Genomic DNA, 12,118 nt, shown 5'->3' with positions numbered 1-12,118 from the left:
CGACGGGCCCCGACCCGATCCGCGCGACCGGGAGGAGGGGATCGGGGGGAGTCCCGGCGGCTCCTCCGTCCCGTGCGGGCGGGCCGTGCCGTCGACTGGCGCACCCGGGCCCGGCAAGCCGGTCCCCGGCCCCCGCGCGGGCGGTCCGTGCAACCGACGCCTCGGGCCGGCCCTCACGACGAAGTGGCCCCCGGCCCCCGCGCGGGCGGTCCGTGCAACCGGCGCCGCGGCGGGCTCCCGGGGCTCGCCCCGGAGGAGCCCGGGCCCCTCGGACGGGCGACGTAGATTGGTGCGGTGATCGGGAGGCGGGGGCGAATGCCCGGAGGCGTCGTCGTCCTCGGCGTCATCGCCCTGTTCGTCGGTCTCGGCTTCGGCGTCATCGTCCCGGTGCTGCCACTGTTCGCCGGGAGCTTCCGGGCCAACGATCTCATGATCGGCGTCGTCGTCTCAGCGTTCGCCGCGGTGCGCCTGGCGACGAGCCCGTTCAGCAACCGGGTGATGGGGCGGATCGGGGCGCGCGCGACCCTCGGCGCCGGGCTCCTGCTCGTGTCCCTCTCGAGCGCCCTCATGGGCGTCGCCCGGAGCTACTGGTGGCTGCTCGGCTGGCGGGCGGTCGGCGGCGTCGGCTCGGCGCTGTTCACCGTCGCCGCGATGACCGTGCTGCTGGCGGTGGTCCCCGAGCGCATGCGCGGGCGGGCGACCGGCTTCTACCAGAGCGGCTTCCTCATCGGGAGCATGGCGGGGCCGGCCGTCGGCGGCCTGCTGGCCCGCATCAGCCTCCAGGCCCCCTTCGAGTTCTACGCGCTCACCCTGCTCGTCGCCGCCGTCCTCGGACTGTCCCTGCTGCCCCGGGACGCCGTCCGCGCCGCCGCGGGCGGCGGGGCGGACGGCGTCCCCATGCGCCGGGTGCTCCGCGACAGCCGCTACCGGGCGGCCCTCGTCGCCAACTTCGCGCAGGGCTGGAACTCCACCGGCGTGCGCAATGCGCTGATCCCGCTGGTCATCACGGCCGGCCTCGGGCTGAGCGCCACTTGGACGGGCACCGTCTTCGCGGTCGCCGCCGTCGTGCAGACCGCCGCGATCATCCCGGTGGGGCGCTTCGTCGACACCGTGGGGCGACGGCCGGCGATGCTCGCGGGGGCGCTCGTCATGGCGGTCTCCCTCATGAGCGTGCCCCTCAGCGGCTCGATCGGCCGGGTCGTCGCGGCCATGTGCGTCTACGCGGTGGGCGCGGCGGCCATGAGCACGGCCCCTGCGGCCAGCGTCGGGGACGCCACCGGCGGCGTCGAGGGCGGCAGCGCCGTGGCCGTCTTCTCGATGTGCAACGACGCCGGCGCGATCATCGGGCCGCTCGCGGCGGGCGCCGTCTCGGACGCCCTCGGGCGCGCCCCGGCGTTCGCCCTCGGCGTGGCCCTCCTGCTCGCGAGCGCGCTCGTCTCGACGCGCATGGGCCCGATGCGAGAGCCCGCGCACCGCCCCGTCCCCCGGCACGGGGACTACCGGCACGGGGACTAGACGTCGTCCGCGCGACGCCCCTCCGGCGCACGAGGCCCCCGGCGCGGGGGCTAGACACGGCTAGACGGTGTCATAGCGTGGTTCCATGGACCCCATCCGCAATCCGTACGCGCCCGGCGCGGGCCAGCGTCCCCCCGAGCTCGCCGGACGCGGCGAACAGCTCGCCCACTTCGACGTGGTGCTGGAGCGGGTGGCCCGCAGCCGCCCCGAGCGCTCACTCATCCTCACGGGCCTGCGCGGCGTCGGCAAGACCGTCCTGCTCAACGCCCTGCGCGGCCAGGCGGTGCGGGCCCGCTGGGGCACCGGCAAGCTCGAGTCCCGCCCCGACCAGACGCTGCGCCGGCCCCTCGGCGCGGCCCTGCACATGGCCGTCCGCGAGCTCGGCCACCCCGACACCGACCAGATCCTCGGCGAGATCCGCGCCTTCATCGAGCGCGACGCCAAGCCGGGCGCCAAGCTCGCCGAACGCTGGAACCCCGGCATCCGCGTCCCCGCGGTGAAGGGCCGCGCCGACTCCGGCGACATCGAGATCGACCTGGTCGAGCTGTTCACCGACCTCGGCGGCCTGGCGGCCGACATGGGCGTGGGCATCGGGGTCTTCATCGACGAGATGCAGGACCTCGGTCCGGCCGACGTCTCCGCGTTGTGCGCCGCCTGCCACGAGATCAGCCAGCAGCGCCTGCCGCTCATCGTCATCGGCGCCGGCCTGCCGCACCTGCCGGCGCTGCTGTCGGCGTCCAAGAGCTACTCCGAGCGCCTGTTCAGCTACCAGAACATCGACCGTCTCGACCGCGCCGAGGCCGACAAGGCCCTTCAGGTGCCCGCGCAGGACGAGGACGCCGACTGGGGCCCCGACGCCCTCGCCGCCATGTACGAGGCGACCGGCGGCTACCCGTACTTCATCCAGGCCTACGGCAAGGCCGTCTGGGACGTCGCCGCGTCGAGCCCGATCAGCGCCGACGACGTGCGGGTGGGCACCCCCGAGGCCGAGGGCGAGCTGGCGGTCGGTTTCTTCGGCAGCCGCTTCGAGCGGGCGACCCCCGCCGAGCGCGACTACCTGCGGACGATGGCCGAGCTGTCCACCGACGACGCCGAGGTGTCCAGCTCCGAGGTGGCCGCCCGGCTGGGGCGCAAGCCGCAGTCGCTGTCGCCGGCCCGCGACGCCCTCATGAAGAAGGGCCTCATCTACTCCGGCGAACGCGGCAAGATCGCATTCACCGTGCCCCACTTCGGCCGATACCTCAGGAGGCAGCCATGAGCGGTACCGCATCGCCGGCCGGGGCCGGCCCGGGCGCCGACCGTCACGAGGAGCGCGGGGAATGGGGCCCCCTGCACTGGGACACGGTCAACTCGCCCATCGGGCGGCTCCTCCTCGTCGTCTCGAAGCTCGGCGTCGCGCGCATCGGCCTGCGCACCGAGGACGTCGACGCGGTGCTCGGCTCCCTCGCCACGACGACCGGGTCGGCCCCGATCCGGTCCGCGTCGCGCGTCAGCGAGGCGGTCGACGAGCTGCACGAGTACTTCGACGGGGCGCGCGAGACCTTCGACGTGCCCGTCGACCTGCGCCTGTCGACCCCGTTCCGCGAGCGGGTGCAGCGGGCGATGCTCCGGATCGGCTACGGCCGGACCGCCACCTACGGCCGCCTGGCGCGCATGGCCGGGGCGCCTCCAGGCGCCGCCCGGGCGGTCGGCGGCGCCTGCTCGCACAACCCGGTCCCGATCATCGTGCCGTGCCACCGGGTGCTGCCGCTGGGCGGCGGCGTGGGGAACTACCGGGGTGGCGCCGAGATGAAGCGCTGGCTTCTGGCCCTCGAGCGGCGCCACCTCGACGAGTCCGCCCGGGGCCCCGTCCTCGGGGGCTGAGCCATGGCCGGCGACGAGTTGGTCATCGACGCGGACGGGCGCGCCCGCCCGCGCTGGGCGGCCCACGATCCGCTGCTGCGCGACTACTACGACCACGAGTGGGGCGCCCCGGTCACCGACGAGCGGGGGCTGTTCGAGCGCCTGTGTCTGGAGGGCTTCCAGTCCGGCCTGAGCTGGGCGACGATCCTGCGCAAGCGCCCGGCCTTCCGCCGGGCCTTCGACGACTTCGACGTCGACCGGGTCGCCGCCTACGGCTCCGCGGACGTCGACCGGCTCCTGGGCGACGAGGGCATCGTGCGCAACCGGCGCAAGATCGGGGCCGCCGTCACGAACGCCCACGCGACGAGGGGCCTGCGCGAGCACGGCGGACTGCCGGGTCTCGTCTGGTCGTTCCGCCCGCCCGCCCGGCCGCGCCCGGTGAGCACGGCGGAGATCCCGACCCGCACGCCCGAGTCCGCCGCGCTGGCCGCGGCGCTGCGCGCCGCCGGCTTCGTCTTCGTCGGCCCCACCACGGTGTACGCGATGATGCAGGCGATCGGCATGGTGGACGATCGACTCGAGGGGGCCGCGGGACTGCTCGGGACCGACGCCTGAACGAAGCAGGGTGCGGGCGGGGTTCAGACACGGGCTGCCGGGGCCCGGCGCAGGGGCCGCGGCGACCTGGCCCGCGGGCCCTCTCCCCTGATGGGACGCCTCGATTAATCCGCGGCGCGCCCTTAGTCTGTGGGCAGAAGGCCTGCCGGACCGTTCAGCCCCGACTCGTCCGGAGGCACGGTCCTGTACCGGAGTCGGGGGCGCCCCAACGCGGAGGTTCTCCATGATCCGCAAGGAACCGGTGTCGGAGGGCACCGTCGCCGTCATCTTCTCCCTGCCGGCGGACCACCCGGCCATGCCGGTGAGCGTCGTCGGCTCCTTCAACGACTGGCAGCCCCTGCGCAACCCGCTCAAGATGCGCCCCGACGGCAGCGCCACGGCGATGGTCACCGTGCCCGTCGGAACCCGCATCCACTTCCGCTACCTCGGCGCGAACGGTCAGTGGTTCGACGACATCGACGCCGAGACGATCACGCCCGAGGGCGGCCAGCTGGTCGTCTGAACCCGGGGCCGCCGCGGACGACCGTCGCGGCGGCCCCGCCGCGATCCTGGTGCGCGGGCATCAACGGCGCTGCCCGCGCACCACGTCACCGCCCCGAGCCCCCGCGGGCGGGCGGCCCTGCCGTGCGGCAGGAGGAACCGGCGCATCAGCCCTCGAACGCGAAGAGCCCGCCCGCCGCGTCGGCGACGTGGGCCTTGGCGCGCGCGCCCACGCTCAGCGACACGTAGAGGCGGCGCGCCGCGTCGGCGGGGTCGTACGCCTCGTAGACGAGGTGGTCGTTCGCGAGCTGCGTGACGGTGGTGCGGGCGCGCACCAGCCAGGGGTTGCGACGTCTGATCGAGATGAGCTGCTGGTGACGGCGCAGCATGCCGGCGCCGAGCCCCGAGAGCTCCCCCGGGCCGGCTGGCATGGCCGGACGCACCTCGTCGTCGCCCCAGGGGCGGTCGTACTTGACGCCGTGGAAGCCCTGCTCGTCACCGTAGTAGATGCTCGGGATACCGCCGACGGTGAGGAGCACGACGGCCGCCAGGACGGCCTTCGCGTCCCCCACCCGGCTGGCGATGCGGGTGGTGTCGTGGTTGCCGAGGAAGGTCATCGGGACGAAGTCCTCGACGAAGCCGTTGTGCCGCGCGAGGGTCCAGTCGAGTTCGTAGAAGTTCTCCGCGGCCAGACTGCTCCAGATGGCCTTCCACAGCTCGTACTCGGTGAGCGAGTCCATCGTCGAGTCGGCGACGATCCGCGCGTAGTCGCCGTGGATGACCTCCCCCCAGACGAAGGCCCGCGGGTGGGAGGCCCGTACCTCGGCGAGCACCGGCGCCCAGAAGGACGGCGGCACGGCGTAGGCGGCGTCCAGCCGCCAGGCGTCGACGCCGAACTCGAGCCAGTGGTTCATGACCCGCGTCACGAGCTCGCGCACCGCCGGGCTGTCGTGGTTGAGCCGGACGAGGTCGTCGCTGCCCTCGAAATTGAGGCGCGTCGGCGGGTTCGTCGACCAGTCGATGTGGAACATGTCGGCGGTCGGGGAGCCGGGGCCGCCGGACAGGGCCGCGAGCAGGGCCGGGTGGGCGGCGCTCACATGGTTGAAGACGCCGTCGAGGGCCACGCGGATGCCGCGCTCGTGGCAGGCCGCCACGAGGTGCGCCAGGTCGTCCTCGTCGCCCAGGCGCGGGTCGACGCGGAAGTGGTCGAGGGTGTCGTAGCCGTGCGAGACCGACTCGAAGATCGGACCGAGGGCCAGGCCGTTGCAGCCGATCGACAGCAGGTAGTCGAGCCATCCCTCCAGCGCGGGCAGGCGGTGCTCCAGAGGACGCCGCCCGTCGGCGGGCCGGGTGGAGGCGCCGAGGAAGCCGAGCGGGTAGACGGCCCACCAGATCGTGTCGTCGCTCCAGCCGGACATCACGGGCTCCTCTCGTCGGGTGCACTCAGCACGGTCCAGCCACACTCTACGACCGGCCACGACCGGGAGGCGGCCCTAACTGGCCCAGTGACCGAGGAAGAACAGGCGCGCCCACCAGGCCATGAGCACCAGATCGGCCAGGACGACGAGCAGCAGCACGACCGAGCGCAGCAGATCGGCCCCCTTCGAGTCCGGACGGTGGGCGACGAGCCGGCCGATGCCGATGAACAGCGGGAACCACAGCAGGTCGCCGCGGTTGACGGACATGAACCAGGTGGCGGTCGTCAGGGCGAGGAGCTGGACGAGGACGTAGCCTGCCTGCGCCCAGGCCCGGCGGGCGAGGGCGACGAGCACGGTGACCAGTCCGATGACGACCGAGGCGATCTCGAAGCGGAAGATCCAGGCGCGCGTCGGCTCCTCGGGCCAGGCCGCCGGGTCGACGGCGAAGAGGGTGTTCTGGAAGCTCTGCCAGGGGTTCGTCCAGCTGCGGTCCCAGCCGGCCCGCTGGGCGGTGAACCAGGCGTCCCAGGCGCCGGTGATGTCGTGCAGGTGGGCGAAGAAGGCGACGACGACGAGCAGCGGCAGCGCGGCGATGGCGGCGTGCCGCAGCCGGTCGCGCGGCCCGGTCGTCCGCGTGCAGGGCGCGGCGCCCGGGGCGGTGGGCTCGCCGCCGGTCAGGGCGAGCAGGATGAGGCCGCCGACGAGGAAGACGCCGGAGATGCGGGTGGTGCAGGCGAACGCGGCGGCCAGGGACGCCCACCACCAGCGGCCGCGGCGGGCGAGCACCCAGGCCCACAGGCCGAAGGCGCAGAAGAGGGCCTCCGAGTAGCCGACGACGGTGAAGACGGCCATCGGCGCGAGCAGCCAGGCGATGGCCGCCCACTGACCGCCGAGACGGTCCATGGCGAGGGCCGCAACGAGGGAGGCGAGCGCGCACACGGCGGCGGTCGCCTCGACGGCGGGCAGGCCGAGCTGCGCGAGGGCGCGCATGACGAGCGGGACGCCCGGGAAGAAGGCCATGCTCAGCTGGTCGGCGTAGCCGTCGACCGCGATGGCCAGGTAGTGCTGGACGTCCCAGTTGCCGAGGGCCCGCGCCGCCGTCGTGCCGTTGGCACGGACGGTGTGCAGCAGCACCGCGGCGAGCAGGGCGCGGGTGCAGGCCCAGACCATGACGACGACACGCGTGGCGCCTCCGGTGCGGCTGCGCGCGGCGCCCGCCGCGCGGGCGCCGAGGGTGAGGGTGCCGCCGGTGCCCGCGGTGCGCGGAGCGCTCACCGCGGGCACCCGTCGTGCCCGGCCGCGGGGAGGGGCGTCGGCGGGACGGGCGGGGCCTGCGGGACCGGCGGGGGCACCGCGTCGACGGCGTGGTCGAGAACGCCGCCGGTGAGGTCGTCGACGTGGCCGACCCGCACCGGGTCGTCCCAGGGGTTGAGCACGTCGTGGCAGACCTGGGCGGCCAGCCACAGCTGGACGCCGATGCGCAGGAGCGTCGCGCCCCAGTAGAGGGCGTCGGCGCCGGTGCCGGGGCCCAGCACGCCGTCGAGGAAGCCCCAGACCGCGAAGAAGTAGACCAGTTCGGCGATGTTCCACACGGCCCAGTCGAAGACCCTCGGCCGGGCCATGACGACGAAGGGCAGCAGCCACAGGGCGCACTGCGGGGCGTAGGCCTTGGTGCACACGGCGAAGGCGATGAGCACGAGCAGGATCACCTGCGCGGTGCGGGGGCGGCGCGGCGCCCGGCGCACGAGGAGGGCGATGGCGCACAGGGCGGCCGCCATGAGCAGGAGGCACACCGCGTTGACGCCGGGCACCCGCAGCCCCATGAGCTCGAAGACGTACCACAGCGAGCCGAGGTCGGCGCCGCGGCCGATGCTGCTCGACCAGTACAACGACCAGCCGTGCGGGTCGGTGAGGAGCAGCGGCGCGTTGATGAGCGCCCAGGCCGCGGCGAAACCGCCGAGACAGGCGCGCCAGGCGCCCATGCGGGCGCCGCGCCGGCACACGAGGGCCAGGGCGACGAGGACGAGGACGGGGAAGAACTTCGTCGAGAAGGCCGCACCGAGCGCGACGCCGGCGACCAGGGGGCGGCACCGGGCCCAGGCGAGGACCCCGAGGCCGACGAGCGCGACCGCGAGCATGTCCCAGTTGATGAGGCCGGAGGCCATGACGACGGGCGCGGCCGCGACGAGCAGCGCGTCGAAGCTGCGCGTCGCGACGCCCTGGGTGGCCCAGCTGGCCGAGCCGGCGCCCAGCTCGGCCTGGACGACGACGACCGCCAGGAAGGAGACGAACAGGACGACGGCGGTGAGGACGAAGAACAGGTAGGAGGCGTCGAGCTGCTCCTGGCCGGTGGCCGAGGCGCCGACGTCGGCGCCGAACAGCCCGGTGAGCCAGCGGCAGACCGCGACGAGGGCGCCGACCAGTGGCGGATGGGTGAGGCCGGCCTCGGAGTAGAGCCCGGCGCCCGTGGCGACGCCGTTGCCCTGGTAGAGGAGGGGGATGTCGGAGTAGCACAGGCGGGCGTACGTGTTGACCGTCGTGCCGTAGACGTGCTGCTGGCAGGGGACCTGGCGCAGCATGAGGACGACCCAGGACAGCCCGGCGACGAGGATCGACCAGGGCAGGGGGTTGAACCAGAGCCCCCAGGGGCGCGCATGGGCCCCCACCGGGCCGCCGATGCGCTCCGTCAGACGTGCCGCTCCGTTCATGGCGTCCATCCTGCCAGTCGCCGGTGGCGGGGGCGGGCGATGCCCACTTCCCCGCCGTCAGTACGACCTGCCGCCGCCCGAGCGGCCCGTCCCGCGGCACTCGGGCGGCGCTGGAGCGGCCGATCGGCGCCATGGACCGCCGGCCCGGGACGCAGCGGCGGGCCTGCGCGCGTCACCGGCGCGGCTCAGGTGTGATTGGAGCTGGGGACGCCGCCGATGCCGGGGGCGGGATCATTGCCGCCGGGGGCGTTGTTGTCGTCGTCCCCGCCGCCCTCACCGGTGCCGCCGTTGCCCTGCTGCTCCTGGGTGGCGGCCGGCTCCTCGGTCGGATAGAACGTCGGGTAGTAGTAGCTCTGGTTGCTCGTCGGGTAGGAGTAGCTCTGGTTGCTCGTCGGGTAGGAGTAGCTCTGGTTGCTCGTCGGGGCGTAGGTGGCGTTGTTGCCCGAGCTCGCGCCGATGTTGTTGAGCGCGGGGAAGGACTTGTAGTCCATGCCCGCGGTGGCGGCCTCCATGTAGTCCTCCCAGGTGTTGGCCGGGTAGAGGGCCGAGCTGAAGGAGCCGTACGGCGAGTAGGGGTTGAGGTCGGCGTTGCCGTCGCCGGCGACGAACATGACCGCCGTCGAGACCTGCCTCGTCGCGCCGACGAACCAGGCCGAGATCGTCTCGGCGTCGCCGTCGTCCTTGGTGCCGGTCTTGGCGATGACCTCGCGGCCCAGCTGGCCGGCCGTCGTGCCGGTGCCGCTCGTGACAACGGACTTGAGGGCGGTCTGGGCGTTCCGCGCGACGTTCTCGTCGATCGCCTGGGAGGACGCCGTGTCGCCGCTGTGGAGCGTCGCGCCGCTCGCATCGGTGACGCTCTGCACGACGTGCGTGGAGTTGACCTTGCCGTCGTTGGCGATCGTCGCGAAGCCGGTGGCGTTCGACAGCGGGCTCACCTGGGCGGTGCCCAGCGCGATGCGGTTGTTGATGTCCCAGCCGTCGCCGGTGGGGACGCCGGCCGCGTTGGCCATGTCGACGACCGACTGCGGGCCGTTGTCCATGGTCGTCACGAGGTCGGTGAAGGCCGTGTTCATCGAGTACGAGGTGGCCTTGAGCAGGGTGACGTTGCCGTAGTTGACGTTGGAGTCGTTGTGCACGACGACCGAGTCGCCGGTCGGCGTGAAGGTGCTGCCGTTGAGGGTCGTGCCCAGGCCGAAGCCCTGGTTGAGGCCGGCGAGCAGCGCCCAGGCCTTGAAGGTGGACGCCGACGGGCGGGCGGTGGTGGCCCAGTTGATCTGGGAGGACAGGTAGTCGGGGCCGCCGTAGAGGGCGTAGACCTCGCCCGTGCCGACCGCCACCGAGGCGATGCCGATGTGCAGATCGGACTCGGACAGGCCGTCGGTCCTGGCGTTGGCGACGGCGCGCTTCGTGTAGTCCTGCGCGGTCCTGACCGCCGAGTCCTGCATGGACGAGTCGAAGGTCGTGACGATCTTCAGGCCGCCGCCGGAGATCTGCTCGTCGGTGAGGCCGGCGTCGAGCAGCTCGTTCTGCACCATCGTCATGAGGAAGCCGTTGGGGCCGCTGTAGGTGTCGTCCTCGGAGACGGGCGCCGTCTCGGGCAGGGAGCCGTAGGCGGCGTCGTGGTCGGCCTGGCTGATGTTGCCGGCCTCGAGCATGCCGTCGAGCACGTACTGGTAGCGCTCGAGCAGGGCGGACGAGGCCTCGTCGCCGTTGGACGGGTCGAGCGCCGAGGGGCTGTTGACGAGCGAGGCGAGCATGGCCGACTGGGCCACGTCGAGGCTGGCCGCGTCCGTGTTGAACCAGGTCTCGGCGGCCTTCTCGATGCCGTAGGCGCCGCGGCCGAAGTAGACGGTGTTGAGGTAGCCGGAGAGGATCTCCTCCTTGGAGACCGTCCTGTTGATCTTCACCGCGAGCGCCAGCTCCTTGAGCTTGCGACTCATCGTCTGGGCGCTCGTGAGGTAGCGGATCTTGATGTACTGCTGGGTGATCGTCGAGCCGCTCTGCAGCTCCTCGCCGCGGGCGATGGCCCACAGGGAGCGGAACATGCCCTTCGGCGAGATGCCGTGGTTGGTCCAGAAGGTGCGGTCCTCGGCGGCGATGATCGCGTTCTTCATGGGCTCGGCCATGGTCGAGTAGTCGACCTCGGTGCGGTTCTGCACCGACAGCTCGCCGAGCTTCGTCGTGCCGTCGCGGTAGTAGATGCTCGTCGTCTGCGTCGTGTAGTCCTCGTTGGGCTCGGGCAGGTCGACGGAGAGGTAGAAGATGCCCGACACGATGAGCGCGAGGACGATGATGCCGGCCAGCACCATCCCGGCGATGCCGGCGATGCGCTTCTTCCCGCCGCCCCTGCTCTTCTTGCCGCCCTTGCCGGCGGCCTTCACCGGACGACGAGGGGTGCTCCTGTTGTCAGCCATAGATGTCCTCAACTGTCTGCTGGTGCCGCGGCGGGCGGCGACGGTGGCCATCGCCCAGTGTGTAGGACGAGAGCATGAAGTTCCATCCGCAGTCGGGGCAAACCTCGACCTCCCGGACGGTGAACTCGCCGAACCGGGTCTCCATCTCGTCCAGCTCCGCGGGCTGCTTGATGCGTCCCGAGAACTGTCCGAGCTGGTCGCCGAACACGTAGTTCAGCACGCTCAGGCGCCCGCCGGCGCAGACCGGGCAGGCGGAGCCGGACGGAACGCCGTGGTGGAGGGCCGAGCGGATGAGGAGTGGATCCGCGTCGCACGGATCGGACTCCATCATGACGGCATCGGGGCGCCGCATCGCCTCGAGCGTCGCCCGACGCCGCAACGCATGACTTACCACCTGACGCTGTGTCCGCATGAATCCAAGGGTAACTGCGCCGGCCGGCTCGGGGCACCCGGGCGTCATGAGAGGTCACGCGGGGGTTGAGGAGGGCGGCGGCCGAGGAGGGCGCGGACGAGGGGCGACGGGCCCTCGACGGGCGGGCGCGGGACCGGCGGGCGGGGCGCGAACGTCCTGCCCCTGCCGACCCGGCCTCCACCAGGCGCGGGCCGCTTCGAGCGGGGCCGGAAGGACGGAAGCGGGACAACCGAGAACCGGCCGCCGGAGGGTTCGGCGCGGGACCGGCGGGCGGGGCGCGAACGTCCTGCCCCTGCCGACCCGGCCCCCACCAGGCGCGGGCCGCTTCGAGCGGGGCCGGAAGGACGGAAGCGGGACAACCGAGAACCGACCGCCGGAGGGTTCGGCGCGGGGCCGGCCACCGGCTACACTGTGAGGCGCCGTTGCGCGCTCCGCCGCCCGTGCGGGGCCCGTTCCGGGGCATTAGCTCAGCTGGTAGAGCGACGGCTTTGCAAGCCGTAGGTCAGGGGTTCGAGTCCCCTATGCTCCACCCCACGCACGAGGTGGAGTGATGTGGGTTTTTCAGGCAGTGGTTGATGGGTGGTCTCGGGCTGCTGTCTTGTGTTGTTGTCTCCGTCCGGTGTCGGCTTGGTCGGGGGTCCGGTGGTCGATCGCCGAGTGGAGACGTCTGTGATCGCATCGTGACCCGGTCCGGGCTGTCACGTCCCGGATCGC

10 protein-coding genes and 1 tRNA gene are annotated in these 12,118 nt (G+C 72.9%); 6 read left to right on the top strand and 5 right to left on the bottom strand.

The genetic code is table 11. The annotated features are described in order from the left end of the window. Window positions 1–315 precede the first annotated feature (315 nt). From K336_RS14125 to K336_RS0103425, 5 genes are all read left to right on the top strand, one after another. The gene (locus tag K336_RS14125; RefSeq protein ID WP_081660544.1) at window positions 316–1,515 is read left to right on the top strand and encodes an MFS transporter; all 1,200 of its coding nucleotides are present in this window, start codon (window positions 316–318) and stop codon (window positions 1,513–1,515) included. Window positions 1,516–1,600: 85 nt separating this feature from the next. Further along, window positions 1,601–2,773: an AAA family ATPase gene (locus K336_RS0103440; RefSeq protein WP_021796082.1), complete on the top strand. Its 1,173-nt coding sequence runs from the start codon at window positions 1,601–1,603 to the stop codon at window positions 2,771–2,773. Beyond that, window positions 2,770–3,378, top strand: a complete 609-nt coding sequence (locus tag K336_RS14120) for a methylated-DNA--[protein]-cysteine S-methyltransferase (protein ID WP_081660543.1) — start codon at window positions 2,770–2,772, stop codon at window positions 3,376–3,378. The genes K336_RS0103440 and K336_RS14120 overlap by 4 nt, the downstream gene beginning before the upstream one ends. Before the next feature lie 3 nt (window positions 3,379–3,381). After that, window positions 3,382–3,972: a DNA-3-methyladenine glycosylase I gene (locus tag K336_RS0103430; RefSeq protein WP_028706293.1), complete on the top strand. Its 591-nt coding sequence runs from the start codon at window positions 3,382–3,384 to the stop codon at window positions 3,970–3,972. 223 nt (window positions 3,973–4,195) lie between these two features. Then, entirely contained in the window at window positions 4,196–4,474 is a 279-nt protein-coding gene (locus tag K336_RS0103425; RefSeq protein ID WP_028706292.1) for an isoamylase early set domain-containing protein, read from the top strand. Window positions 4,475–4,619: 145 nt separating this feature from the next. On the opposite strand, the gene K336_RS14115 is transcribed toward K336_RS0103425, so the two are convergent. The 5 genes from K336_RS14115 to K336_RS0103400 all read right to left on the bottom strand — a co-directional run bounded on the left by K336_RS14115 (window position 4,620) and on the right by K336_RS0103400 (window position 11,404). Next, window positions 4,620–5,870 (bottom strand): alpha-amylase family protein, encoded by a 1,251-nt coding sequence (locus K336_RS14115; protein ID WP_021796094.1) that lies wholly within the window; start codon window positions 5,868–5,870, stop codon window positions 4,620–4,622. 75 nt (window positions 5,871–5,945) lie between these two features. After that, on the bottom strand, window positions 5,946–7,145 hold the full coding sequence (locus K336_RS0103415; RefSeq protein ID WP_123826109.1) for a mannosyltransferase family protein: 1,200 nt from the start codon (window positions 7,143–7,145) through the stop codon (window positions 5,946–5,948). Then, window positions 7,142–8,578: a glycosyltransferase 87 family protein gene (locus tag K336_RS14110; protein ID WP_021796350.1), complete on the bottom strand. Its 1,437-nt coding sequence runs from the start codon at window positions 8,576–8,578 to the stop codon at window positions 7,142–7,144. The genes K336_RS0103415 and K336_RS14110 overlap by 4 nt, the downstream gene beginning before the upstream one ends. Before the next feature lie 185 nt (window positions 8,579–8,763). Beyond that, window positions 8,764–10,992, bottom strand: coding sequence for a transglycosylase domain-containing protein (locus K336_RS14105; RefSeq protein ID WP_081660542.1), 2,229 nt, complete (start codon window positions 10,990–10,992; stop codon window positions 8,764–8,766). Continuing rightward, the gene (locus K336_RS0103400) at window positions 10,985–11,404 is read right to left on the bottom strand and encodes a DUF5318 family protein (RefSeq protein WP_028706290.1); all 420 of its coding nucleotides are present in this window, start codon (window positions 11,402–11,404) and stop codon (window positions 10,985–10,987) included. The genes K336_RS14105 and K336_RS0103400 overlap by 8 nt, the downstream gene beginning before the upstream one ends. Before the next feature lie 456 nt (window positions 11,405–11,860). Here K336_RS0103400 and K336_RS0103395 point away from each other — a divergent pair. Next, window positions 11,861–11,933: transfer RNA gene (locus K336_RS0103395), tRNA-Ala, on the top strand. Window positions 11,934–12,118 lie beyond the last annotated feature (185 nt).

The sequence above is a fragment of the Propionibacterium acidifaciens DSM 21887 genome (assembly GCF_000426605.1).
Classification (GTDB): Bacteria; Actinomycetota; Actinomycetes; order Propionibacteriales; family Propionibacteriaceae; genus Propionibacterium; species Propionibacterium acidifaciens.
Note: the sequence above shows the minus strand (reverse complement) of the source record. Positions and strands in the feature narration are given on the sequence as shown.

Bases quoted from the DNA above. Each gene is read 5' to 3' on its own strand.
- K336_RS14125 (WP_081660544.1), top strand. From the start codon at position 316: ATGCCCGGAGGCGTCGTCGTCCTCGGCGTCATCGCCCTGTTCGTCGGT.
- K336_RS0103440 (WP_021796082.1), top strand. From the start codon at position 1,601: ATGGACCCCATCCGCAATCCGTACGCGCCCGGCGCGGGCCAGCGTCCC.
- K336_RS14120 (WP_081660543.1), top strand. From the start codon at position 2,770: ATGAGCGGTACCGCATCGCCGGCCGGGGCCGGCCCGGGCGCCGACCGT.
- K336_RS0103430 (WP_028706293.1), top strand. From the start codon at position 3,382: ATGGCCGGCGACGAGTTGGTCATCGACGCGGACGGGCGCGCCCGCCCG.
- K336_RS0103425 (WP_028706292.1), top strand. From the start codon at position 4,196: ATGATCCGCAAGGAACCGGTGTCGGAGGGCACCGTCGCCGTCATCTTC.
- K336_RS14115 (WP_021796094.1), bottom strand. From the start codon at position 5,870: ATGTCCGGCTGGAGCGACGACACGATCTGGTGGGCCGTCTACCCGCTC.
- K336_RS14110 (WP_021796350.1), bottom strand. From the start codon at position 8,578: ATGAACGGAGCGGCACGTCTGACGGAGCGCATCGGCGGCCCGGTGGGG.
- K336_RS14105 (WP_081660542.1), bottom strand. From the start codon at position 10,992: ATGGCTGACAACAGGAGCACCCCTCGTCGTCCGGTGAAGGCCGCCGGC.
- K336_RS0103400 (WP_028706290.1), bottom strand. From the start codon at position 11,404: ATGCGGACACAGCGTCAGGTGGTAAGTCATGCGTTGCGGCGTCGGGCG.